The sequence below is a fragment of the Cupriavidus sp. Met-2 genome (assembly GCF_049843575.1).
Lineage (GTDB): Bacteria > Pseudomonadota > Gammaproteobacteria > Burkholderiales > Burkholderiaceae > Cupriavidus > Cupriavidus metallidurans.
On sequence record NZ_JBBHZL010000004.1, the window covers coordinates 377,663 to 400,282 of the forward strand.

16 protein-coding genes are annotated in these 22,620 nt (G+C 65.3%); 5 read left to right on the forward strand and 11 right to left on the reverse strand.

The window, feature by feature from the left end; all coding sequences use genetic code 11:
* Positions 1 to 3: 3 nt before the first annotated feature.
* The 7 genes from WD006_RS12265 to apbC all read right to left on the reverse strand — a co-directional run bounded on the left by WD006_RS12265 (position 4) and on the right by apbC (position 8,760).
* Positions 4 to 3,087, reverse strand: a complete 3,084-nt coding sequence (locus tag WD006_RS12265; protein ID WP_029307235.1) for a molybdopterin-dependent oxidoreductase — start codon at positions 3,085 to 3,087, stop codon at positions 4 to 6.
* Between the two features lie 72 nt (positions 3,088 to 3,159).
* Positions 3,160 to 3,375 carry a hypothetical protein gene (locus tag WD006_RS12270; RefSeq protein WP_008651781.1) on the reverse strand — a complete coding sequence of 72 codons (216 nt, stop codon included), beginning with the start codon at positions 3,373 to 3,375 and terminating at the stop codon, positions 3,160 to 3,162.
* Positions 3,376 to 3,515: 140 nt separating this feature from the next.
* Positions 3,516 to 4,157: a TorD/DmsD family molecular chaperone gene (locus WD006_RS12275; RefSeq protein ID WP_029307234.1), complete on the reverse strand. Its 642-nt coding sequence runs from the start codon at positions 4,155 to 4,157 to the stop codon at positions 3,516 to 3,518.
* Between the two features lie 57 nt (positions 4,158 to 4,214).
* Positions 4,215 to 6,395 carry a 4Fe-4S dicluster domain-containing protein gene (locus tag WD006_RS12280; protein WP_029307233.1) on the reverse strand — a complete coding sequence of 727 codons (2,181 nt, stop codon included), beginning with the start codon at positions 6,393 to 6,395 and terminating at the stop codon, positions 4,215 to 4,217.
* A 103-nt stretch (positions 6,396 to 6,498) separates the two neighbouring features.
* Positions 6,499 to 7,107, reverse strand: a complete 609-nt coding sequence (locus WD006_RS12285) for a DUF3306 domain-containing protein (protein WP_011517336.1) — start codon at positions 7,105 to 7,107, stop codon at positions 6,499 to 6,501.
* 9 nt (positions 7,108 to 7,116) lie between these two features.
* Positions 7,117 to 7,653, reverse strand: a complete 537-nt coding sequence (locus WD006_RS12290) for a DUF3305 domain-containing protein (protein WP_029307232.1) — start codon at positions 7,651 to 7,653, stop codon at positions 7,117 to 7,119.
* Between the two features lie 18 nt (positions 7,654 to 7,671).
* Positions 7,672 to 8,760, reverse strand: coding sequence for an iron-sulfur cluster carrier protein ApbC (apbC, locus tag WD006_RS12295; protein WP_008651774.1), 1,089 nt, complete (start codon positions 8,758 to 8,760; stop codon positions 7,672 to 7,674).
* Between the two features lie 353 nt (positions 8,761 to 9,113).
* Here apbC and WD006_RS12300 point away from each other — a divergent pair, with 353 nt between their 5' ends.
* Positions 9,114 to 9,749: an OmpA family protein gene (locus tag WD006_RS12300; protein WP_008651772.1), complete on the forward strand. Its 636-nt coding sequence runs from the start codon at positions 9,114 to 9,116 to the stop codon at positions 9,747 to 9,749.
* 345 nt (positions 9,750 to 10,094) lie between these two features.
* Entirely contained in the window at positions 10,095 to 12,167 is a 2,073-nt protein-coding gene (gene metG / locus WD006_RS12305) for a methionine--tRNA ligase (protein ID WP_029307231.1), read from the forward strand.
* Between the two features lie 73 nt (positions 12,168 to 12,240).
* Here metG and bamE read toward each other — a convergent pair whose 3' ends face one another.
* Genes bamE through WD006_RS12320 form a run of 3 tightly spaced genes read right to left on the reverse strand, consistent with a single transcriptional unit; the run spans position 12,241 to position 18,952 of the window.
* Complete coding sequence (gene bamE / locus WD006_RS12310; protein ID WP_008651770.1) at positions 12,241 to 12,789, reverse strand: outer membrane protein assembly factor BamE domain-containing protein; 549 nt, start codon at positions 12,787 to 12,789, stop codon at positions 12,241 to 12,243.
* A 50-nt stretch (positions 12,790 to 12,839) separates the two neighbouring features.
* Positions 12,840 to 17,024 carry a translocation/assembly module TamB domain-containing protein gene (locus WD006_RS12315; protein ID WP_060784870.1) on the reverse strand — a complete coding sequence of 1,395 codons (4,185 nt, stop codon included), beginning with the start codon at positions 17,022 to 17,024 and terminating at the stop codon, positions 12,840 to 12,842.
* Entirely contained in the window at positions 17,024 to 18,952 is a 1,929-nt protein-coding gene (locus tag WD006_RS12320; protein ID WP_060784869.1) for an autotransporter assembly complex protein TamA, read from the reverse strand. The genes WD006_RS12315 and WD006_RS12320 overlap by 1 nt, the downstream gene beginning before the upstream one ends.
* Positions 18,953 to 19,109: 157 nt before the next feature.
* On the opposite strand from WD006_RS12320, the gene WD006_RS12325 reads away from it, so the two are divergent.
* The 3 genes from WD006_RS12325 (at position 19,110) to panC (ending at position 21,233) form a co-directional block, all read left to right on the forward strand.
* Complete coding sequence (locus WD006_RS12325) at positions 19,110 to 19,301, forward strand: DUF3460 family protein (protein ID WP_011517343.1); 192 nt, start codon at positions 19,110 to 19,112, stop codon at positions 19,299 to 19,301.
* Between the two features lie 22 nt (positions 19,302 to 19,323).
* Positions 19,324 to 20,229 carry a segregation and condensation protein A gene (locus tag WD006_RS12330; protein WP_011517344.1) on the forward strand — a complete coding sequence of 302 codons (906 nt, stop codon included), beginning with the start codon at positions 19,324 to 19,326 and terminating at the stop codon, positions 20,227 to 20,229.
* Between the two features lie 161 nt (positions 20,230 to 20,390).
* Positions 20,391 to 21,233, forward strand: coding sequence for a pantoate--beta-alanine ligase (gene panC, locus WD006_RS12335; protein ID WP_035884724.1), 843 nt, complete (start codon positions 20,391 to 20,393; stop codon positions 21,231 to 21,233).
* A gap of 102 nt (positions 21,234 to 21,335) precedes the next feature.
* Here the strand turns inward: panC and WD006_RS12340 are convergent, their stop codons facing one another.
* Positions 21,336 to 22,517: a PepSY-associated TM helix domain-containing protein gene (locus tag WD006_RS12340; protein ID WP_060784868.1), complete on the reverse strand. Its 1,182-nt coding sequence runs from the start codon at positions 22,515 to 22,517 to the stop codon at positions 21,336 to 21,338.
* Positions 22,518 to 22,620 lie beyond the last annotated feature (103 nt).

Consider the following 22,620-nt stretch of genomic DNA (forward strand, 5'->3'; position numbering starts at 1 on the left):
TCCTTATGCGAACCGCTCGATCTGGCAAACGGTGGTCTTGGTTTCCTGCATCATCGTCACCGAGTCATAGCCGTAGGTGGTGGCGGTGTTCACCGCCTCCCCGCGCACGATCGGCATGGCGCCCTCCGGGTAGTAGGGCTTGAGATCCTTGCCCTGCCACCAGCCAGAGAAATGGAACGGGATGAACGCCGTATCCACGCCCACGCGCTCGGTCACCAGCGCGCGCACCTTGATCCTGGCGCCGGTCGGCGTCTTGACCCAGCAGTAGTCACCGTTGCGGATGCCGCGTTCGGATGCCGCCTTCGGGTTGATCTCGACGAAGTTCTCCTGCTGCAATTCGGCCAGCCACGGGTTCGAGCGCGTTTCCTCGCCACCGCCCTCGTACTCGACCAGACGGCCGGAGGTCAGGATGATCGGGAATTTCTCGTAGACCTTGTTCTCGATGTTGCGCTGCTGCACGGTCTTGTAGAGCGTGGGCAGGCGCCAGAAGGCCATCTTGTCGTCGTGGGTCGGGTACTTGGCGACCATGTCCGGGCGCGTCGAGTACAGCGGCTCGCGGTGTTGCGGGATCGGGTCCGGGAAGTTCCAGACCACGGCCCGCGCGCGGGCGTTGCCGAACGGGTGGCAGCCGTGGTTCTTCATCACCACGCGCTGGATGCCGCCCGACAGGTCGGTCTTCCAGTTCTTGCCATCGGCCGCCTTCTTTTCGGCGTCGGTCAGTTCGTCCCACCACCCGAGCTTCTTGAGCAGCACCGCGTCGAATTCCGGATACCCGGTAGTGATGTCCGCGCCCAGCGAGTGCGATCCGTCGGCCGCCAGCAGGCTCACGCCATCACGCTCCACACCGAAGTTGGCGCGGAAATTGCCGCCGCCGTCCATCACGTTCCTGCTGGTGTCGTAGAGGTTGGGCGAGCCCGGGTGCTTCAGCTCCGGCGTGCCGTAGCACGGCCATGGCAGGCCGAAGTAATCACCGGTGATGTCATAGCCGGTGACCGGGTCCTTGCCACCCTTGCAGCGCAACGAGCGCACATCGAACATGTGCATGTTGCGCATGTGGGCCTTCAGCCGCTCGGGTGACTGGCCCGTGTAGCCGATGGTCCAGTTGCCGGCGTTGATCTCGCGCAGGATCGATTCGGTCTCGGGCTCCCGCCACGTGCGCCCGGCGCGCTTGACCTCGACCAGCTTGTAGTTCTTCGACAGTTCGTTGGCAAAGCCCAGCTTCTCTGCGAACGCCTGCATGATCGCGTGGTCGGGCATCGACTCGAACAGCGGCTCGATCACCTTCTCACGCCATTGCAGCGAACGGTTCGACGCCGTGCACGAACCCGAGGTCTCGAACTGGGTGCAGGCCGGCAGCAGGTACACCGCACGGTTCGGGTTGGGGGTATCGCCTTCGGTCGCCGGCATGTTGGCCATGGCGGCCGTGGCCGACGGATACGGGTCGATCACGACCAGCAGGTCGAGCTTGTCGAGCGCGCGCTTCATCTCCAGGCCGCGCGTCTGCGAGTTCGGCGCATGGCCCCAGAAGAACACGCCACGTACGTTGTGGTCCTGGTCGATCAGTTCCGGCTTCTCGGTGACGATGTCGATCCAGCGCGACACCGTGGTGCCGGACTTCTCCATCATCGCCTGCGAGGCGAACTGTTTCTTGATCCATTCGTAGTCCACGCCCCAGACCGTCGCGAAGTGCTTCCACGCGCCGGCAGCCAGGCCGTAGTAGCCCGGCAGCGAATCCGGGTTCGGCCCCACGTCGGTGGCGCCCTGCACGTTGTCGTGGCCACGGAAGATGTTGGCGCCGCCGCCCGACACACCGATGTTGCCGAGCGCCAGTTGCACGATACACGACGCACGCACGATGGCGTTGCCGATCGTGTGCTGCGTCTGGCCCATGCACCAGACCAGCGTGGACGGACGGTTCTTCGCCATCGTCTCGGCCACGTACCGGACTTCGGCCTCGGGCACGCCGCAGACTTCCTCGACCTTGTCCGGCGTCCACTTGGCCAGCACTTCCTCCTTGACCTTGTCCATGCCGTAGACGCGGTCGGCCAGGTACTTCTTGTCTTCCCAGCCGTTCTGGAAGATGTGGTACAGCACGCCGAACAGGAACGCGATATCGGTGCCCGAGCGGATGCGAACGTAGTGATCGGACTTGGCCGCCGTGCGCGTGTAGCGCGGGTCGACCACGATCACCTTGCAGCCGCTCTCCTTGGCGTGGAGCAGGTGGAGCATCGACACCGGATGCGCCTCGGCCGCATTCGAACCGATATACAGCGCCGCCTTGGCGTTCTGCATGTCGTTGTACGAATTGGTCATCGCACCGTAGCCCCAGGTGTTCGCCACGCCGGCCACGGTGGTCGAGTGGCAGATGCGCGCCTGGTGGTCGGTATTGTTGGTGCCGAAGAACGAGACCCACTTGCGCAGCAGGTAGGACTGCTCGTTGCTGTGCTTGGACGAGCCGATGAAGAACAACGAATCCGGTCCGGTTTCCTGGCGGATCTGCTTGAGCTTCGCGCTGATCTCGTCGAGCGCCTGATCCCAGGAGATGCGCTGGTACTTGCCGTTGACCAGCTTCATCGGGTACTTCAGCCGGTATTCGCCGTGACCATGCTCGCGCAGCGCGGCGCCCTTGGCGCAATGCGCGCCCAGGTTGATCGGCGAATCGAACACAGGCTCCTGCCGCACCCACACGCCGTTCTGCACCACCGCGTCGACCGCGCAACCCACCGAGCAATGGCCGCAGACAGTGCGGCGCACGACAATATCGCCCTTGCCGCCTGCGCCGCCCTTGCCGTCGTCGGCATCGGCGCGACGCATCATCGTCAGTTGCGTGGCGGCCAGCCCCGCGCCCACGCCGATGCCCGAACGCTTGAGGAAGCTGCGACGGTCCATGGTCGGCATGGCGCCGGCCAGGCCTGCGGCAAGGCGCGCGGACAGGCGTCCGGATGACTGGGACTGGGACTGAGACTGGGATTGCGAACTGGAATCAGCGAGCCGGCTGGTGAGCCGGCCGGTCTGGCCGTGGTCCGCGCGATGGTTGGCGCCGTCGTTCGCGCCGTTGTTCGCACGTTTGCGGGTCAGGGGGGTCATGGCTTGCCTCGATCAGAGCGGTTGGCGTGTGCGACAACTCGGGCGCGCGCCAGCACGCCCGGGGCAACATGCCTAAACCAGCGTGGTCCGGTAGTACTTGCGGATATGGGCGGAGACCCGGTAGCCATCACTGCCCGGCGCGGGATCGGCGGGCTCGGCCTTAGCGGCGACGGCCTCGGCAAGCGCGGGCTGTCCGCGCGTGGCCACAACGGCGGCGCCGGCTGCGGCAACCACGCCGGCACCCGCCAGAAAGGTGCGACGTGCGACCCGGGGTTGTTTATCTTCCATGAGGACTCCTCGGCTATGCCGTACCGATGGATGATTTATTTATGACGTGTTTTGCATATTCTAGTTGCAACACCACCGAATGACCACGCGCGCGGCCGCAAAATCGGTAAATATCGGACAAACCCCGACCGCGCCCCCGCTCAGTGCATCTCGAGCGCGACAGCCTCGACGCTGCAAAACGCGCGTAACAGTCCTGCGGCACTGCGGTAGAAGCGGGCCTGCGGATGGTTCTCGAGGGCGTCACACAACCGGTCCACCCAAGGCTGCAGATGCCGGGCGAAGAAGCGTTGCTGCTCGCCGAGATTCGACACCGCGAGATCATCGCCGGCCACGAGATAGCGCATCACCTCGCACAGCGCGGCCACGTGATCCTCGGTTTCGCTGACGTTATCGTGCCGCGTGAGCCCGTAGCGGGCCAGATCGTCACGCAATGCCACCAATGGCCGCTCGTTGAGAAAGCCGGCCTGATAGAACGAGCCGTAGAGAAAGATCTCCTGCTTGCCGACGCCGACGAACAACTGCGCGTACTCGTCCGCGGCTTCCACGGCGATCGTGATCGATGCTGCGTCGCACAACGTATTCCACGCGCGACCGAGCACGGTATCGGCATCTGCACCTGACGCGCGATTGGCCGCGATATGGTGCAACAGCGTCGCATCGGGCGCCTGATAGAACAGCGTGGCCAGCAGACCATAAAGATCGGCGCGCGCGGTGTCCTCGGGATCGGGCTCGCCGTGCGCCGGTGTCTGGGCGGTAAGCTGAATCGGCTGGAAATCGCTCATATCGTGATGCATCCCTTCCGTTTATCCCTTCTGTAGCGCGCTATCCCGTGCGCTGCCTTATTGCAGCGTCGCGCCCGTGGCGGCGCCGCTATCCTTTTCCACCATGTCGATGACCCGGCAGTCGCTGCACATCTTCAGCCGCTCAGCCGCCGCGCCGGCAAACGCCGGGTGGCCAGCCAGTCGGACCAGCATGGATTCCACCATCTGCGCCGTGCCAAATGGCTTGCCGCAACGGACGCAATGGAACGGCTGGGTCTCGTTGAGCGTGACGGGCCGGCGCGCGGCATCGCCCGCCAGCAAACGTGGCACCAGTGTGATTGCGTCCTCGGGGCAGGTCTTCTCGCACAGCCCGCACTGCACGCAGTTGCGCTCGACAAAGGCCAGCACGGGCCGCTCGGCGTTGTCGCGCAGTGCCTGCGTCGGACACGCGCCCACGCAGGCCATGCACAGGGTGCAGCGGGCGGTGTCGACCTGCACGGCCCCAAGCGGCGCGCCCGCAGGCAGCGCCATCGTTTCGGCGGGCACCGGAGCATTGCGCGCCAGGTGATCCACAACGAAATCCAGGGTCTCGCGCTTGGCCAGCGCGGCGCGGAATCCCGCGACGGGCAGCGGGCTCAGCGGTTCGGCCGGCGTGGAAATCGCGCCCAGCCCCACATCGAGCCCGGCAACGTCGCTCGCCTCGACCAGCGCCAGCCGCTGGCCACGATAGCCGAAGCCTTCCAGGATCGTCCGGGCCACGGCCATCTGCCCGAGCAGCGCCGCACGGTATTGCGGCGCTTCGTCGCCAGTCAGCAGCACGGCCACGCCGCCCGCACCCCAGCACAGGGCAGCCAGCCACAACTCGATGCCCGTCGAGGCCGGATGGAATGCCGAAACCGGAATTACGTTCGGCGGCACGCCCCGTGCCTGGCCGGCCCGCGCGGCGCGACCCAGCGCGAGGATGGCTGACGTACCGTGCTCCGCGCCGTGGATCAGCAATACGGCATCACGGCCGCCGGCACGGCTGTAAGTGGTCACCAGCGTGCGCAGGCGTTCGCCAAACGTCTCCGGGCCAGGGTAGCCATAGCTGATGGCACCGCTCGGGCAAACCGTCGTGCACGCGCCGCAGCCCATGCACAGGTTCGGCGTGACCTCGATACGGCCCTTGCCGTCGCGCCAGTGCGAACTGATCGCCTGCGTCGAACAGATGTCGATGCAAGCCGTGCAGCCCGTGGTCTGGTTGCGGCCGTGGGCGCAGAGGCTTTCCTTGTAGCGGAAGAACTTCGGCTTCTCGAATTCGCCGACCAACTGCTGCGCGGTTAGTGCCAGCGCGTACTGGCGCGCCACGTCACCCCCCGCATGCAGATAGCCTTGCGGCGGCTGATGCATCGTGAAAGCCGGTGAATCGTTGAGATCGAAAACGATGTCGAACCGGCCCGATTCGGTCGCAGCCGGGCGATCGAAATCGATAGCCGCCGCCGCGCCGCACGCTTTCACGCATTCGCGATGATCTCGGCAACGGTCGAGGTCGATCTGGTAGCTGAAGTCGATCGCCTGCTCGGGGCACGCCGCAATGCAGGCGTTGCAGCGCGTGCAGAGATCCAGGTCGATCGGATTGCTCTTGCCGGCACCGGTCTCCCAGGTGGCAGTGAACGTGCCCAGCCAGCCGGTCAGCGACGCGAGCCTGCCACTGTGAACCGGCCACGCGCGATCCGCCGGGTTCGCGCCGCTACCCACCACGCCGTCGGCCTGGCCCAGCAGCACGGTCACATCGAGCCCCGCCTCACTGAGGCGACCCGCCCACGGCAGTGCGCGAGCGGCAGGTCCCATGATCAGTACCGTGCCTTCGGAGCGGTAATCGACCGTGGCCACCGGATCGGGATCGGGCAACGCCGCCACCGCAAGCAGCGCGGCGATCTTGGCGTTGGCCGTGGCCGGATCGCGCCGCGCCCCGGCCGACCATCCACCAGTCTCGCGAATGTTGACGAAGCGGACCGGCGCGGTCATCACACCTTGCTCACTGGCCGTTTGCGCGGCCACTTCGGTGAACAGCGGGCTTTCCTGCGTGCACGCGACGATCACGTCGTCCGTGCCATCGAGCGCCTTCCGGAAATCGCCAATCTCGCGGCGGCACAGCAGGCGATGCACCTTCAGCGGCGCGGTGCCCTGCGTCGCATCCTGGTTACCGCCACTGGCTTTGGCCAGCGCCGCGCCGTCGAGCGGCATGGTGTCATTGCAATTGCAGATCAGCGTCGGCATTTGGACTTGCGCAGCGGCCGATGCGCGCCTTCTCGTCGCGGAAGGATCATGCGTCGGCGGATTTGTGGGAGTGGCCTATTCTAGGCCCGTGCCGGGTCAGCGGCTACGCGTGTTTGTCCGCAGCGGGATCTTCGTCCGGCTCGGACGAGGCCGTGGGCTCCTCGACCATTGCTGCCTGCAGACCCTGCCCGGGTTGAGGTGCCTGCGAAGCCGCCGCGTCATCCACGGCCTTTCCTGCCTTGCCCGCCTCTTCGACTTCCGCGACGTCTTCGGCCTCCTCGACCGGATCGAAAAGCCCCAGCGTCTCCGACTGCCGCAGCCTGCGCAGGATCTCGGGCGGGATCGGGTCGGGCTTGCTGTAGTCGTCGATGTAAGTGTCCAGCCCGTCCATCACGTTGAAGTGCGGATCGGCGAACAAGGTCTTCAATGCCGCACGTTTGACGGACTCGTCGACCCCCTGTGCCACGAAGCGGGCGATGTTATCGCCCGGGCGTAGCACGGCCACGTCCGCAAGCGTCGGCATGGGTACAGCGGATGCGGCGGGCGTTGGAACAGCCGCTGTCACATCCGGCGATGTCGCGGTGGAAGACGGCAACACAGCCGGCGGCTGTACCTGTTCCTGTACCTGTTCCTCCGGCACGGGCTTGCCCTCGCGGACCGCCGCCTTGCGGCGCGACCAGCGGGACAGGAAGGAGCTATCGCCGTCGCTCATCGCAATCCCTCAATAGCGCGCACGTTCTTCGGGCGCCTTGAAAGATTCCGGCCGGCGCCGCTTCTTGGGTTCGGGCCGATAGTGCTGGTCCGTGAACGCCTGGAGCCACGCGCGTTGCTCCGGCTCCAGCGGCACGTTCTCGACGTTCTCGCCTGCGTCGAGCCAGCGCCCCGCCTCGTTATACGACAGGCTCACCGTAACCGGCACCGGGCGCGTCTCGCCATCCTCGTCGGGCTCCTCGGCCATGCGCCAGAGCACGAACCAGCATGGCGCGGTGGAGGTCAGGTTCAGGTAGTAGCCCTCGCCCTCGTCGCGGTACAGCGTGACCGCATAGCCGGGATGCGCCCAGTGCTCACCGTGCTCGTCCGCGTCGAGCCGCTTCGGCGCCATGCCGAACTCGCCGAGATCCGGCAGCACGGCATCGAGCTCCCACTTCCAGGGTTGCCAGCGGTTGGTCAGCGCAACGCGGCGCATGACCACCGCCATCGTCACCGACGGCCTGCCAGCGGGCAAGGCTTCCGGCTCGGGAACAGCGGGTTGGTCCACGGCGGACTCCGGTGAAGGTCAGGTGTTCTGAACGACGATGCTCGGGAACTTGTTGCTCATGTCGCGCGTCTTGTCGGCAACCTTGATCGCCACCTTGCGCGCCACTTCGCGGTAGATCGTCGAGATCGGGCTGTCCGGTTCGGCCACGACGGTCGGGCGTCCGGAGTCGGCCTGCTCGCGGATCGACAGGTTCAGCGGCAGGCTGCCCAGGAGGTCCACGCCATACTCGGTGCTCATCCGCTCCGCGCCGCCTTCGCCGAAGATGTGTTCGACATGGCCACAGTTCGGGCAGCAGTAGACCGCCATGTTCTCGACGATGCCGAGAATCGGAATGCCGACCTTCTCGAACATCTTCAGGCCCTTGCGGGCATCGAGCAGGGCGATGTCCTGCGGGGTCGTCACGATCACGGCGCCCGTGACGGGCACCTTCTGCGACAACGTGAGCTGGATGTCGCCGGTGCCCGGGGGCATGTCGACGATCAGGTAGTCCAGGTCGTGCCAGTTGGTCTGGCGCAGCAGTTGTTCCAGGGCCGACGTGACCATCGGGCCGCGCCATACCATCGGATTGTCCTGTTCGATCAGGAAACCGATCGAGTTGGCCTGCAGGCCATGACCCTCCATTGGCTCCATGGTCTGGCCATCGGTCGACTCGGGTCGGCCGTCGATACCCAGCATCATCGGCAGGCTCGGGCCGTAGATATCGGCGTCCAGCATGCCGACGCGCGCGCCTTCGGCGGCCAGCGCCAGCGCCAAGTTCACGGCGGTGGTGGACTTGCCCACCCCGCCCTTGCCAGAGGCCACGGCGATCACATTGCGCACGCCCGGCAGCAGCTTGACGCCGCGCTGCACCGCGTGGGCGACGATCTTCATCGACATCGCCACGCTGACGTTGGTTACGCCCGGCAGATTGCGCAGGGCGCCGATCACGAGCTTGCGGATGGGCTCGAACTGGCTCTTGCCGGGGTATCCGAGCTCCACTTCCACGGAAACGTCACCGCCATCGACCCGCACGTTACGCGCCGAGCGCGTGGACACGAGGTCCTTGCCCGTGTTGGGGTCGATCACGGTCCGCAGGACTTCGGTTACCTGTTCAATGGTGAGACTCAAGACAGACTCCGCTTCTAATATGGATATGTGGGGTTGAGGCACGCAATGCTAACAAAGTCGCCCACACGATATGGTCTTGTGGCCCGCGCCGCCGGGAAACCCCTTTGCCGAGTGCGGAATTACAGACAATTACATCTCTCACAGTCTCGGGCTTGTGCACGCGCCGCCATATGCCTATTGTAGTGCGCCAATCTTGGGATCCCGCGTGCCGACAGGCGGTATGCGGGATCGTCCTGAGTGTTTTTGATTGCATCATGAAAGTTGTACTGCCAGTGGGCGGCATTACGCGCCAGGCGTTAACATGCAGGATGGCTTTGGCAAAACATTTACGGGAATCACCAGAAGGAGAAAGCATGAATTTCAAGCTCGTCACCGTCTCGCTCGTCGCGGCTGCGGCCCTGGCGGGTTGCGCCACCGAACAACAGACCAATACGGCGGTCGGCACCGGAGTCGGTGCGGCGGTAGGCGCGGGGATCGGTAACCTGATCGGCGGCAACACCACTGGCACGCTGGTCGGCGCGGCAGTGGGCGGCGCGCTCGGCGGCGCCACCGGTTACAACTGGAATGCCATCCGCGGCAAGCTGAACAAGGACACCGCGGGCACCGGCACCCAGATCACCGAGCAGCCGGACGGCTCCCTGAAGGTCAACATCCCGAGCCAGGTCACGTTCGACACGGACAGCTCGACGATCAAGCCGTCGTTCCGCAACGTGCTCGACCAGGTGGCCCAGACGCTAGCGCAGCATCAGGACGTGTCGGCCAACGTCGTTGGCCATACGGACAGCACCGGCAACCCGCAATACAACATGCAGCTCTCGCAACGCCGCGCCCAGAGCGTGGCCGGCTACCTGGGTGACCGTGGCGTCGCCCGGACCCGCCTGAGCGCCGAAGGCCGGGGCCAAACCCAGCCCGTCGCGGACAATTCGACCGAGGCTGGCCGTGCCCAAAATCGTCGCGTCGAAATTTTCTTGAAACCAATTTCTGGGTGACCAGTCATAGAGTTCAGGTACCGCTTGCCACCGTTGCTGGCTCGCGATGGGTGGCTGACCTCCCGGGCGGTACCTGATTTCTCCTCCTTTTCCGTTGTGGAAAGCTGCGCCGGTGACTAACCGGCGCTTTTTTTTGCCCATTTGCCTCGTGAATTAACGGTTTCCGGGCTGTTTTCGGCGATATTCGCCCCAATTCGGCCCAAGTTCGCCCCCCGTTCGCGCCCAATCCACACGCAAACCGCGCACCGACGCGGGGCAATTGCTAAAATAGCGCCTTTACCCCCGTGCCTCCTGCCGGTCACCGCCGGCGCTCCTGGCGCAAAACCCCTCTGAACGGCTCTTTTCATGACAGCACGCCGCATCCTCGTCACTTCCGCCCTGCCATATGCCAACGGCCAGATCCATATCGGCCACCTGGTGGAGTACATCCAGACCGACATCTGGGTGCGCTTCCAGCGCATGATGGGCAACGAGGTCTATTACGTGGGCGCCGATGACACCCACGGCACCCCGGTCATGCTGCGCGCCGAAAAGGAAGGCATCACCCCGAAGCAGCTGATCGACCGCGTCTGGACCGAACACAAGCGCGACTTCGACAACTTCCTGGTGTCGTTCGACAACTACTACAGCACCGACGCCGAAGAAAACCGCCAGCTTTGCGAGAAGATCTACCTGGCCCTGAAGGCCGAGGATCTGATTACCGAGCGCGACGTCGAGCAGTTCTACGACCCGGTCAAGAACATGTTCCTGCCGGATCGCTTCATCAAGGGCGAGTGCCCGAAGTGCGGCGCCAAGGACCAGTACGGCGATTCGTGTGAAGTTTGCGGCACAACCTATGTCCCGACGGATCTGAAGAATCCGTACTCGGTGGTTTCCGGGGCAACGCCGGTGCGCAAGTCGTCGACGCACTTCTTCTTCAAGCTTTCCGACCCGCGCTGCGAAACGTTCCTGCGCGAGTGGGTGGCCGATCTGGCCCAGCCTGAAGCCAGCAACAAGATGCAGGAATGGCTGGGTGCCGAAGGCGAAGCCTCGACGCTGTCCGATTGGGACATCTCGCGCGACGCCCCGTACTTCGGCTTCGAGATCCCCGGCGCGCCGGGCAAGTATTTCTACGTGTGGCTCGATGCCCCGATCGGCTACTACGCGAGCTTCAAGAACCTCGCCGAGAAGCGCGGCATCGATTTCGACGCCTGGGTCGGCCCGCACTCGACGGCCGAGCAGTACCACTTCATCGGCAAGGACATCCTGTACTTCCACACGCTGTTCTGGCCGGCGATGCTCCGCTTCTCGGGCTATCGCACCCCGACCAACGTGTTCGCGCACGGCTTCCTGACCGTCGACGGTGCCAAGATGAGCAAGTCGCGTGGCACGTTCATCACCGCGCAGAGCTATACGGATACCGGCATGAACCCGGAATGGCTGCGCTACTACTTCGCCGCCAAGCTCAATGCGAGCATGGAAGATCTGGACCTGAACCTGGACGACTTCGTCGCCCGCGTGAACAGCGACCTGATCGGCAAGTACGTGAACATCGCCAGCCGCGCCGCCGGCTTCCTGGTCAAGCGCTTCGACGGCAAGGTCAACGAGGCTGCGCTGGCCAACCCGCTGCTGGAGCAACTGCGCCAGGCCGCACCGCAACTGGCCCAGAACTATGAAGGCCGCGAGTACAGCAAGGCACTGCGTCTGGTGATGGAACTGACCGACGCGGTCAACGCGTTCGTCGACGCCAACAAGCCGTGGGAACTGGCCAAGGACGAAAGCAAGCGCGATGCGCTGCACGCCGCCTGCTCGGTGTCGCTGGAAGCCTTCCGCCTGCTGACGATCTATCTGAAGCCGGTGGTGCCGAACATGGCCGCTGGCGTCGAGCGTTTCCTGAACGTCGATCCGCTCGACTGGCGCGCCATCGACAAGCAGCTTTCGGCCGACCGCCCGGTGCAGCCGTACCAGCACCTGATGACGCGTGTGGATGTCAAACAGATCGATGCGCTGCTGGCTGCGAACCGGGACTCGCTGCAGGCTACAGCGCCGGCCGCCGAAGCTGGCGCAGCAGGCGCTTCGGCCATCGAGCCAGTTGCCGACACGATCACGATCGACGACTTCGCGAAGATCGACCTGCGCGTGGCGAAGATCGTGGCGTGCGACAAGGTCGAAGGTTCGAACAAGCTGCTGCAGTTGACGCTAGACCTGGGCGAAGGCAAGACGCGCAACGTGTTCTCGGGCATCCAGTCGGCCTACACGCCCGAGCAACTCGTGGGCAAGCTGACCGTGGTGGTGGCCAACCTGGCACCGCGCAAGATGAAGTTCGGCATGTCCGAAGGCATGGTCCTGGCTGCATCGGCCGCGGATGAAAAGGCCAACCCGGGTCTGTACATCCTCGAACCGCACAGCGGCGCCGTGCCCGGCATGCGTATCCGCTAACCGGTAGCAGCCTCCCGGCCCGCGTGCCGGCGGTCTCCCCGATCGCCGGCACCACCTCCCCCCTCAGACCTGGTTAGCCGCCACCCATCTTCGAAGGATCGTCACTCCGCGACGTCGTGGTAACGATACCGTCGTTGTTGAAGTGGACGTTGAAGAACGCGCGTTCGGTCGGGTTCTCATACCAGCGGTATCCCCACACCTCTTCCTGCTTCAGCGCGAACGCCTCGACCTTGGTCGGCTTGCCGAGCATCCGCCGGATCTGGTCCTTGTTCATGCCGGGCCGCACCTGCGAGAACGACTCGGCGGACAGCACCTGTTCGATCTTGCGCACGGTACCGTCCGGGCCCGTCGTCACCATCCAGGTGGTGGTGCCTTCCGGGCCACGCGGGTACTCCAGCCGGCGTCCGCCGTCTGCCTCTTCCCACACGATCTCGGGCTTGCCGGCCTGACGGCGCACATCTTCCTCGGTGGACTTGCCGATCTCGATGCCCTTGAACAGCAGGCTGTCGGGTTTCACGCTATTCCACGTGCCGCGCGCGGCGTCGCCGGCCTTCTTCATGGCTTCGTCGACCTTCTGCTGGTCGCAACCAAACAGGGCAAGCAGGCTGGCTATCAGTCCCATGGCGGCAAGGCGTCGGCGTGACGCGTCAGTGAGTCGGAGTTTCATGGATGTCATTGCTGGGTAGCGTCGTCCTGGGCTTCGGCGGGCTTGCCCGTATCGGGAGCTGAGGCTGCGGCAGCCGCCGCGGCCGATGCGGCTGCCGCGGATGCTGCCTCGGCGGCGCGCCTGCCGGATCCGCCTCCGCCGGAGAACAGGTTACCCCAGTTGTTGAAGCGCCGGTTGAACAGCACCGAGAGCCCGTTGATCGAACCGCCCTTGGCAAGCAACGACCATCGTTGCGAGAAGGCCCAGGTCAGTTTGACCACGTTGGATGCCGATGTCAGGCTCTGTTCGTAGCCCACCGATATCTTGTCGGTCACGGCCTTGCCGACGCTCACCACCTGCGTGTCGCTCAGACCAGCCGTGCTCGGTCCGATCGAGAATTCATCGATGCCGAAGTGCGACACCACGTTTTTGCCGGCCTTGCCGCCAATCATGCCGAGCGCCGCACCGCCGAGCGCCCCGCCGCTCAGTTGCTTCTGCTGGCTCGCCCCGGCGCCCTCGGCGCCGTAGCCGAACATCAGCCATGACAACTTGTCCTCGTCAGGCACGTTCGGCTCCGATACCAGCCGCACGCGCGGCAACCGCACCGTTCCCGTCACCTCGACACCGGCCTCCACCTCCTGGTTGCGGCGCATCGCGCGGATATTCATGCCCGGGTTGTCTACCGCGCCGTTGAAGTTGATATAGCCGTACTCGATTTCCAGCTTGCGGCCGAAGGCCTCGTACGTGCCGGTTACCACTCGAACCGTTCCGGTGGCGCGCATTGGCGTCAGCGGTTCGCTGCGCACGCCAAGCTGGCCGGCCAGCAAAAGGTCGGCGCCGGCGCCACGGAAGCGGAAGTTGTCACCCAGATCCACGGCAAGATCGATCAACGGGCTGAAACGACTGGCTGGCTTGGTCTCGGGTGCCTGCGTGGCGGCCGTCTTCACTTCGCGCTGGTCGCGCCTGCGCACCACCACGACATCGTCGCCAAGCACCGGTGCGCCGGCCTTGGGCAGGTCGAACAGGCCTCGGTCGACGCGGAACTTGCCGCGAATCGCGATCTTCCGATTCTCGTTGGCAATGCCGGCTTCGCCGGACACGATCAGCGTGCGCTCGGGGCTGGCGAACAACTGCAGCTTGTCGGCCACGATCTTGGCCGTCAGGTTCGGATCAGCCTCGCCGAGCTTGACCGCGCCTGTCGCCGTCACCGTGCCATCGCCACCACGGAAGCGCACCTGCTTGAGTTCCACCGTGTTCTGGTCCAGCGCGATCTGCACCACGCCATCCGTCAGGCGGATGCCCAGGTCGTATAGCGTGACGGCGATGTCGCTGCCATCGACCGTCCCGGTCAGCAACGGACTGCCGACCGAGCCGCCCAGGCGCACCGCGGCAGCAATCTTGCCGTCGTACGCGAACTGCGGCCCGCTCAGGGCCTCCAGCGATTTCAGGCGTGGAATGTCGGCGGTCACCGTGCCAGCCAGCGTGGACGCCGACCCAATCGTCAGCAGACCCTGCTCGCTGATCAGCCCCGCCGACGCATCGACGTCGAGCTTGCCGATCCGCTGCGAGGTGGTGCCGCCACGCAGCGTCATGCGATTGCCGACGAACTCCGCCCGCAGCGCGGTTTCGCCCAGGCCGAGCGTGGCCCAGCCGCGACCCGCATTGACCGAAACGTCGCCGCTGCGGCGGCGGATTTCGGCAAACCCGGTCGCGGTCTCGGCGAGGTTCAGGTTCCACTTGCCGTCGAGCACGAGATCCGACCGGATCGGTGGCGGCTCGCCCGTCAGCGCCTGCAACACCTCCAGCACATGGGCCACCTGCACGCCGTCAAGGTTGCCCTGCGTGTGGATGCGCCCGTGATCAAACTCGAATCCGTCGATACTCAGCGTCGAGCGGTCCAGCACCAGCCGGGTCTGGCCGAGCCGGATGTGCTGGTCCGCCACCAGCAACTGCGTCGGCGCGGCCAGTCTGAGATTGACGGTGCCGCGTTCCTCCAAGGTGTGAATCGTGCCGTTCCAGCCCTGATCGCCCCGCCATGCGCCCTGCCCGGCCAGTGTCAGTTGCATGGGGTGCCCATGCAGCGAGCCGGCGGCCTTCACGTCGAAGGTGTGATTGACTTGCGTGCCGGAAAGGTTGGCGTCGAGCGTGCGGAGGCTGGCCTGCGGGCCACTGTAGTCACGCGCGCTAAGCTGCGCCGACAGCGTGCCATCGAGCCCACCACGCAGTTCCGCATGGCCGCTGGCGCTCGCCACCTTGTGCGGGCCGATGACCAGCGACTGGGCGCTGTAGTCGCCAACGATCTCGGGGCGCTTGAGCTTGCCCGTGATCTCGGCATCCAGCTTCGCTCGGCCCGCCACACCGAGCTTGAGCCGATCGAGTTGCGGCGCGTCGACGTTGACCTTGAGCCGGTCTCCACGCGCGCCAAAGCTGCCACTCAGGTTGACCTGGTTACCGGCCATCAGCAGCGACGCCTCGCTGGGCAACAGGCGTTCGCCTTCGAGCCGCACCTTGCCGGTGCCGGTCATCGGCAGTCCTGCGTACTCGCTCTCCTTGAGCCCGAAATCGACCGCCACGCGCAGCACCTTCGCCAGCGATCCGGTCGTCGAGAAATCCGCATTGATGCGCCCGGGCGCCACCTTGGCCAGCCGCGCGGGGTCGAAGTCGGCCAGCTTGCCCTTGAAGCTGAACGCCTGCTCGTCCTTGAGGCCGAGCTTGCCGTCGGCGGTCAGCGTTCCGCTGCCGAGCCCGGCTCGCAGTGTGGATAGCGTCACCGCATCCTTGTCGACGCTCGCGTTGGCAAAGAGCTTGATGTCGCCGCCCGACACATCCAGGGCCACACTCTGGCGTCCTGGCTCGAGGCGCAGGCTCACGGGGCCGGACAAACTCGTCGGCATCAGGCTCGTGTAGAGCGCGGCCACGTCAAGCCGGCGCACATCGAGGTCGAAGCCGCCGCGCCCATCATGCAACGATCCCTTGCCGACGATCTCGGCCTTGCCCAGCAGCGCGATGCGAAGGTCGCTCAGAATCTGCGTCGCCTCGCTGAGTTCGACGCGGGCCTGCACGCTCTGGACAGGCAGGCGTTCCTTGTCTAGCGGCCCTGGTTCGAGGTTGTTCACGGTCACTTCGCCCGCCACGGTCAGCGGCGCGGTCGCGCTTGACGCGGGCTTCGCGGACGCGCCGCTGGCTGGTGGCGGTGAAGCAGATGCAGATGCAGGGGCAGGGGCAGAAGCTGAAGCACGGGCAGAAGCAGGGGCGGCTGGCGCTGACACGGAAGCAGCCGGGGCCACCGGACGCAGGTCCGCATGGACACTCAGATTCGCCTGCGGCGCGGTCGCACTGAACAGTCGTGGATTGATGCGCTCGCCGTCCACCATCAGATGCGTGAATGGCACCTCGCCAAACGGCGTCACATCGGCACTGGCACGGGCACGTATCCGGTCGCCGTTAGCTTCGACCTGCGCGTGCAGCGTCTCCAGCGAGCCATCGACACGCGCGGTCATCTCATACGACTCATCCTGCCAGCGGCCCTCCGCCAACGCCTCGACGGTCAGCGCGAACGGCTTGCGGCCGGCGATCTGACCGTTCGCCTGCAACTTGCCGTACGGTGTGACCAGTCGATCGATCACGATGCGGTGACGCTGCCCGTCCGAATGCACCGCGCCCGACAAGCCCGACAGCACCAGCGGACTCGACGTAGCGGGCGGGCCCTGCAGCAGCGACAGTTCGCCCAGCGTGAGGGTGTCGATATCGATCGCGAGCGGCAACTCGAGCGTCGCCGGCATTTGCGCGGGCGGCGTGTTGGGTTCGGAAGCCGGCAGTCGGGCGTCGATCTTGCCCACGCGCAGCCATTCCACATGCAGCCGCATCGGCGACCATGTCATCTTCCATCTGCTGTCGATACGGTCAATCGCGACGCGCGTGTCGCCGCTGGCGTACACCACGTCATGCAGACGCAGCCCGCTCGCCACGGTGCCACCATCGAACTGCCCGGCCAGCATTCCAGCCGACAGCCGCGTGGCCAGCCCCCAGAGGTGGCGCGTACCGGTTTCGTTATGCAGCGCGAACGCGGCCGCGCCGATAACCGCGATCGCCAGGAACACCAGCAGGCCGACGATCCATGCCAGCACACGCCACACGCGGCGGCGAGGACGTAGTGGTCGCGGCGCATTCGGCGTCTCGCGCGGGACAGGGGGCATGTCCGGGATACTCATCAGAACGCCACTCCCAATGAGATATGCGGACGGAACTGCTTCTGCTGGATGCCGTAACCGACATCGAGCTGCACCGGGCCCACCGGGCTGCGCCAGCGCGCGCCCACGCCGACGCCGTTATAGATCGTGACACCCTTGATGCTGTTCGACGCTGTACCCGCGTCCCAGAACACGGCGAAACCCCAGTCCGGCTTGAACCAGTGCTGGTATTCGAGGCTGCCGGTGCCCAGGTAGCGCGCCGGCACCACGGCGGCGCCCTCGGGCGTGCCGATCGACTGGAAGCTGTAGCCGCGGATCGAGTCGGTACCACCGGCCCGGAACCGCAGCGACGCCGGCACCTGCGCCGGATCGGCCTTGGTCAGATCCGCGCCGAGTTCCAGGCGGGCCACGAACAGGTCGCGGTTGCCCACGGGCATGTACTGCCGGATACGGCCATAGAGACGCAGGAACGTGGCATCGCTCAGGAAGCCCTTGCCCGCCACGCCGATCTGCGTGCTGATCACGTTGCCCCGGCGCGGAAACACGGGGTTGTCCACATCGCGGCGCGTCCAGGCGAACGCCGGCACCAGTGCCTTGGAGATCTGGGCCGGTTCTCCGAACGGCAACAGGTTGTCGTAGTAGAAATCCAGCGAGAACGTGGTGTCGTACTTGTCGCGCGAGCGCGAGCGCTTCAGACCCGCGCGCCAGCTCGTCAGATCGGTGCTTTCGACGTCGATCGTGCGTTCGTAGCTGCCGTAGATACTGTTGCGGAAGGTACGCGTGTCGGGCGGCATCGCCGTTTCCAGATAGGCGTACTGGCGCTTCTGTTCGATGCTGAGTTGGGAGTCAAATACCCACGCGCGATTGAACAGGTTGTAATAGGAATACCGCCCGCTCACCTGCGCGCCAGTGTCAGTCGTGTAACCGACGCCGGTATTGAGGCGATGCAGCGGTTGCTCGCGCACCCGCACGCGCACCGGGGTCGTGATGGTATCGGGCTGCGTGGCCTTGGTGGTCTTGGTGGTCGTCGTCGCGCCTTCGGCATCGGTCGCGGCATCGGAGGCTGTCCCTGCTTCGCCCTTGGCATCGGCATCGGCAGCACCGGCCGGCTCCAGCAGGTCGACCTGCACGTTCGAGAAATAGGGCTGGTTCTGGACCGCGCGCTGCAGTTCGAGCAGCCGCTCCACGCGATATGGCTCGCCAACGTTCAGCGGGTTCACGTTGCGGACGATCTGCTCCGGATAGCGGCGTGTGCCCTCGATCACCAGCGGCCCGAGCATATAGGCCGGCCCGCTCTCATACCGGGCGGACAGATCGGCGGCCTGTTCGTCGGGTTCGACCCGCGCGCGCGACGCGGCCAGCTTCGCACCATAGTAGCTGCGGCTCTGCAGCGTCACGAGCGCGTCTTCCTTGGCCTTGTCCCAGGTGGACTGCCGGAACGGTTCGCCAACGGGCAATCCCCACTTGGCGCGCATCTGCTCCACCTGCTCAGGCGACTGCGTAGCGGCCGGGCCGGTCACCTGCACATCCACGGCGCGGATCAGCGTGCGCGCGCCGGGATCGACCGAAATGTGGACCACCCGTTTGTCGCCCTCACCTTCCACGGTGGCCTTGGTCACCGGATCGAACCAGCCCTCGGTGGACGCAAACTGGCGCACCTGGTCCTCCACGGTCTCCACCATGTACTGGAACTGGTCGTCGGAAATGTCGGTGCGATCGGTGTAGCGGGCCAGATCGAGGTGTTCCTGCAGGATGCCCTTGAGCGCATCCGGCGCGTCGATCTCCACCTTGTAGGCCGCCTTGGCGGCATGGCCGAGGGGCGCGTGCAGGGCCAGCAGGAACGTCAGGACGAGCCCGGCCAGACGCGCAACCCGCCCGGCACTCCGGTGGCTAGTCGGCGTCCTGCCAGCAGCGACCATTCCGGCCAGGTGGCCCAAGTCAATCCTCATCCTGTCGGTGTCTACCCGCAAAGTCGCTATTTGACCACACCGCCGCAAGGGCCACGTCAGTCCGACACCAAATTTCAAAATTCTTTTAGCGGCCTCCAATACGGTAAAATCCAGCCCCAACATCCCTAACGCCGCCCAAAGGGCACAAGGTTTCACCATGGCCATGTACGAATCGGATATCACCCAGTTCCTGAAGACGCTCAAGCAGGAGCGCCCGTCCCTGGACGCTGAACAGCGCGAAGGCCGTGCCCTGCTGTGGGACAAGGCCCCGATCGACCTGGAGGAGCGCGCTCGCGCCGACGCGTCGCGCGTGGCCCAGAAGCCGTACGTGTACGCCTCCGAGAACTGATCTCCCCGCCGGGACGCCCCCGATGCACCCAAGCGATCCGCAGGAACAGGCCGCGCAGGAAAAGCTGAGCCTGCCGGTCGAACTGCCCAGCGTAGCTGGTGCCGGTTCCGCCACCAGCGCCGCCGACATGGTCGACGGCCTGGCGTTCGCGCGCCTGTATGGCGAGCCGCTGTTCAAGCTGCCGCAGGACCTGTACATCCCGCCAGACGCGCTCGAGGTGTTCCTGGAGGCCTTCGAAGGCCCACTGGACCTGCTGCTGTACCTGATCCGCAAGCAGAACTTCAACGTGCTGGACATCCCGATGGCCCAGGTGACGCGTCAGTATCTCTCGTACATCGAGCAGATCCGCAAGCGCAACCTGGAACTGGCCGCCGAGTACCTGCTGATGGCGGCGATGCTCATCGAGATCAAGTCCCGCATGCTGCTGCCGGTGAAGAAGGCCGACAGCGACGAGGAAGCCGAGGATCCGCGTGCGGAACTGGTGCGGCGTCTGCTGGAATACGAGCAGATGAAGCTGGCCGCCCAGCGCCTGGACACGGTGCCGCAGCTCGGCCGCGACTTCCTGCGCTCGCAGGTATTCATCGAGCAAAGCCTGGCGCCCCGCTTCCCCGACGTGGAAACGCTGGACCTGCAGTCCGCCTGGGCCGACGTGCTCAGACGCGCCAAGCTGAACCAGCACCACAAGATCTCGCGCGAGGAACTGTCCGTGCGCGAGCACATGAGCCAGATCCTGCGCCGGCTGCAGCACGCGCGCTTCATGGAATTCAGCGAACTGTTCGAAGATGCGATCCGGTCCGGCAAGGGGGTGCCCGTGGTGGTGGTGAACTTCATCGCCATGCTCGAGCTCTCGCGCGAATCGCTGGTCGAGATCACGCAGGCCGAGCCGTTCGCGCCAATCTATGTGCGATTGGCGTACACGCCCGCGTAGACTTACCCGGATATCGGACAATACGAAGGGCGTCGCGCGGCCTGAAGCCGCGATGATGCTCTACAATCCGCCGACAGCCCGGCCGACGTCTGCCATGAGAGCCAGGCACGGGTGAAGTCCGACTTCGGGACGCTCCCCTACCACGACCGCACACGACATTCATGAAAGTCATCTCCTCCATCCAGGCGCTGCGGGACCAGTTGCGCGGACAGAACCGCGTCGCTTTCGTCCCGACCATGGGTAACCTGCACGAAGGCCACCTGTCGCTGATGCGGCTGGCCCGCCAGCATGGAGACCCCGTGGTGGCGTCGATCTTCGTCAACCGCCTGCAGTTCGGCCCGAACGAGGACTTCGACAAATACCCGCGCACGCTGCAGGACGACATCGAGAAGCTGCAGAGCGAAGGCGTCTACGTACTGTTCGCGCCGACCGAGTCGGACATGTATCCGGTGCCGCAGGAGTACCGCGTGGACCCGCCGCATGACCTGGGTGACATCCTCGAAGGTGAATTCCGCCCGGGCTTCTTCAAAGGCGTCTGCACGGTGGTGATGAAGCTGTTCTGCTGCGTGCAGCCGCGCGTGGCGGTGTTCGGCAAGAAGGACTACCAGCAGTTGATGATCGTGCGCCGCATGGCCAAGCAGTTCGCGCTGCCGGTGGACATCATTCCGGCCGAAACCATCCGGGCCGAGGATGGGCTGGCCCTCTCGTCGCGCAACCGCTACCTCGGCGAGGCCGAGCGCGCCGAGGCGCCGGTGCTCTACAAGACGCTGCACGAAGTGCGTGACACCGTGCTGGGCGGCGATGGCGTGGACCTGCTGGCCGTCGAGGCCGACGCGCTGGCCCGCCTGCAGGCCCGTGGCTGGAAGCCCGACTATGTGTCGATTCGCAAACAGGACAACCTGCAGCCCCCGACCCGCGAGGAATTCGCGGCCGGCGCCCCGCTGGTGGTGCTGACGGCGGCCAAGCTCGGCGCTACCCGGTTGATCGACAACCTGGAGATCTGAGCGCGAATCTGAACGCAAGAGCGATCCGACCCCGCAACAAAAAGCCTGCGCACTTGCCGCAGGCTTTTTGCTTCTTGAACTGCTTCTTGAACGGCTGAACCCTCAGGCCCGCCGCAGCCGTTCGCGCTCCAGATGCCGGCGATGGCCGCTGCGGCGCTTCCACCAGATCAGCACGCCGGTCACCGCGAATGCCAGCGGCACCAGACCGAACACGGTGATGAACGCGCGCCCCCAAGAGCCAAACGCCTCGCCCGTGTGCAGCGGGAACAGCCAGTTGATGATGGTATCGCCAGACGCCGCGTTGCGTGGATCGCGCACGGCCAGCGGGCGGCCGGTGTAGGCGTCGAGCCAGAGCCGCGTGGCCCCGGTATCGGCACGTACCTCGCCTTCCTGGCGCAGGCGTACCTCATAGGCGTCGCCGGGCTTGCGCGGCAAGCTGATGCGCGTCACTGCCGCATCCGGGAACTGCTTCTGCGCCGCTGTCATCGCCTGAGCCGGCGTGATGGCATGCGTGCCCTCCGGGGCCGGATCCGAAACCGGCTTGATCTGCGGGCTCAGCGTCGCAACGCTGGCGATGATCGGCGTGACCCACTTCGGCAGGTTCAGGTACCAGCCGGAAAACGCAATGGTCGCCAGGACCGGCGCCACGAAGATCCCGCCCGCACGATGGCTCGTGTAGATGAACCGCGACCACGAGCCGCCATGCGTGATGCGCACCGACTGCTTCAGCGAGCGCCACTTGAACTTGGGCCACCACAGCACCACGCCCAGCAGCACGCTGATGAACAGCATCATGCCGGTCACGCCGGTGATCGTCTTGCCCGTATCGCCGGACAGCAGGTAGCGGTGGAGATGGAAGACCGTAGGCATCAGTGCCTGCCGCGACAGCCCCGGCACGCCCCACAGTCGCTCGCCCTTTACGGCCAGCGTGATCGGGTCGATCATCACCTGGCGGAAGCGTCCGGGGCCGGCCTCGGGCCCCTTTATCGGGTAGTACGCTACGAACACGTCGTGCTCGTCGGTGGGCAACATCAGCAGGTTCGGCTTGCCGAAGTGAGGATCGGCCATCAGCTTCGCGGTCACGGACTCCACCGTGGCGGCCCCCACCGGGATGCGTGTGGCGGATACGGCCTGCAGCAGGTCCGGATTCAGCCACTTGTCGATCTCGTCACGCCATGAGATGGCGGTGCCGGTCAGGCCCATCAGGATGAAGAGCACGCCAAAGACCAGGCCAATATATAGGTGCAGTTTTACGAAAAACGTGCGCAAACGACCGGAGAGCATTGTAGGATTTGTAGATGCTTGTACGAGGCGCGCAAGGCACTTCAGAAAACAATCCGAATGCCGCCTGGCGCAAGCCTTCGCAAATGCAAATGCGAAAGATTCG

Excerpts from the sequence above, each read along its gene's own strand:
- WD006_RS12265 (WP_029307235.1), bottom strand. The coding sequence starts at position 3,087 with ATGACCCCCCTGACCCGCAAACGTGCGAACAACGGCGCGAACGACGGC.
- WD006_RS12270 (WP_008651781.1), bottom strand. The coding sequence starts at position 3,375 with ATGGAAGATAAACAACCCCGGGTCGCACGTCGCACCTTTCTGGCGGGT.
- WD006_RS12275 (WP_029307234.1), bottom strand. The coding sequence starts at position 4,157 with ATGAGCGATTTCCAGCCGATTCAGCTTACCGCCCAGACACCGGCGCAC.
- WD006_RS12280 (WP_029307233.1), bottom strand. The coding sequence starts at position 6,395 with ATGCCGACGCTGATCTGCAATTGCAATGACACCATGCCGCTCGACGGC.
- WD006_RS12285 (WP_011517336.1), bottom strand. The coding sequence starts at position 7,107 with ATGAGCGACGGCGATAGCTCCTTCCTGTCCCGCTGGTCGCGCCGCAAG.
- WD006_RS12300 (WP_008651772.1), top strand. The coding sequence starts at position 9,114 with ATGAATTTCAAGCTCGTCACCGTCTCGCTCGTCGCGGCTGCGGCCCTG.
- metG (WP_029307231.1), top strand. The coding sequence starts at position 10,095 with ATGACAGCACGCCGCATCCTCGTCACTTCCGCCCTGCCATATGCCAAC.
- bamE (WP_008651770.1), bottom strand. The coding sequence starts at position 12,789 with ATGGGACTGATAGCCAGCCTGCTTGCCCTGTTTGGTTGCGACCAGCAG.
- WD006_RS12315 (WP_060784870.1), bottom strand. The coding sequence starts at position 17,024 with ATGAGTATCCCGGACATGCCCCCTGTCCCGCGCGAGACGCCGAATGCG.
- WD006_RS12320 (WP_060784869.1), bottom strand. The coding sequence starts at position 18,952 with ATGAGGATTGACTTGGGCCACCTGGCCGGAATGGTCGCTGCTGGCAGG.
- WD006_RS12325 (WP_011517343.1), top strand. The coding sequence starts at position 19,110 with ATGGCCATGTACGAATCGGATATCACCCAGTTCCTGAAGACGCTCAAG.
- WD006_RS12330 (WP_011517344.1), top strand. The coding sequence starts at position 19,324 with ATGCACCCAAGCGATCCGCAGGAACAGGCCGCGCAGGAAAAGCTGAGC.
- panC (WP_035884724.1), top strand. The coding sequence starts at position 20,391 with ATGAAAGTCATCTCCTCCATCCAGGCGCTGCGGGACCAGTTGCGCGGA.
- WD006_RS12340 (WP_060784868.1), bottom strand. The coding sequence starts at position 22,517 with ATGCTCTCCGGTCGTTTGCGCACGTTTTTCGTAAAACTGCACCTATAT.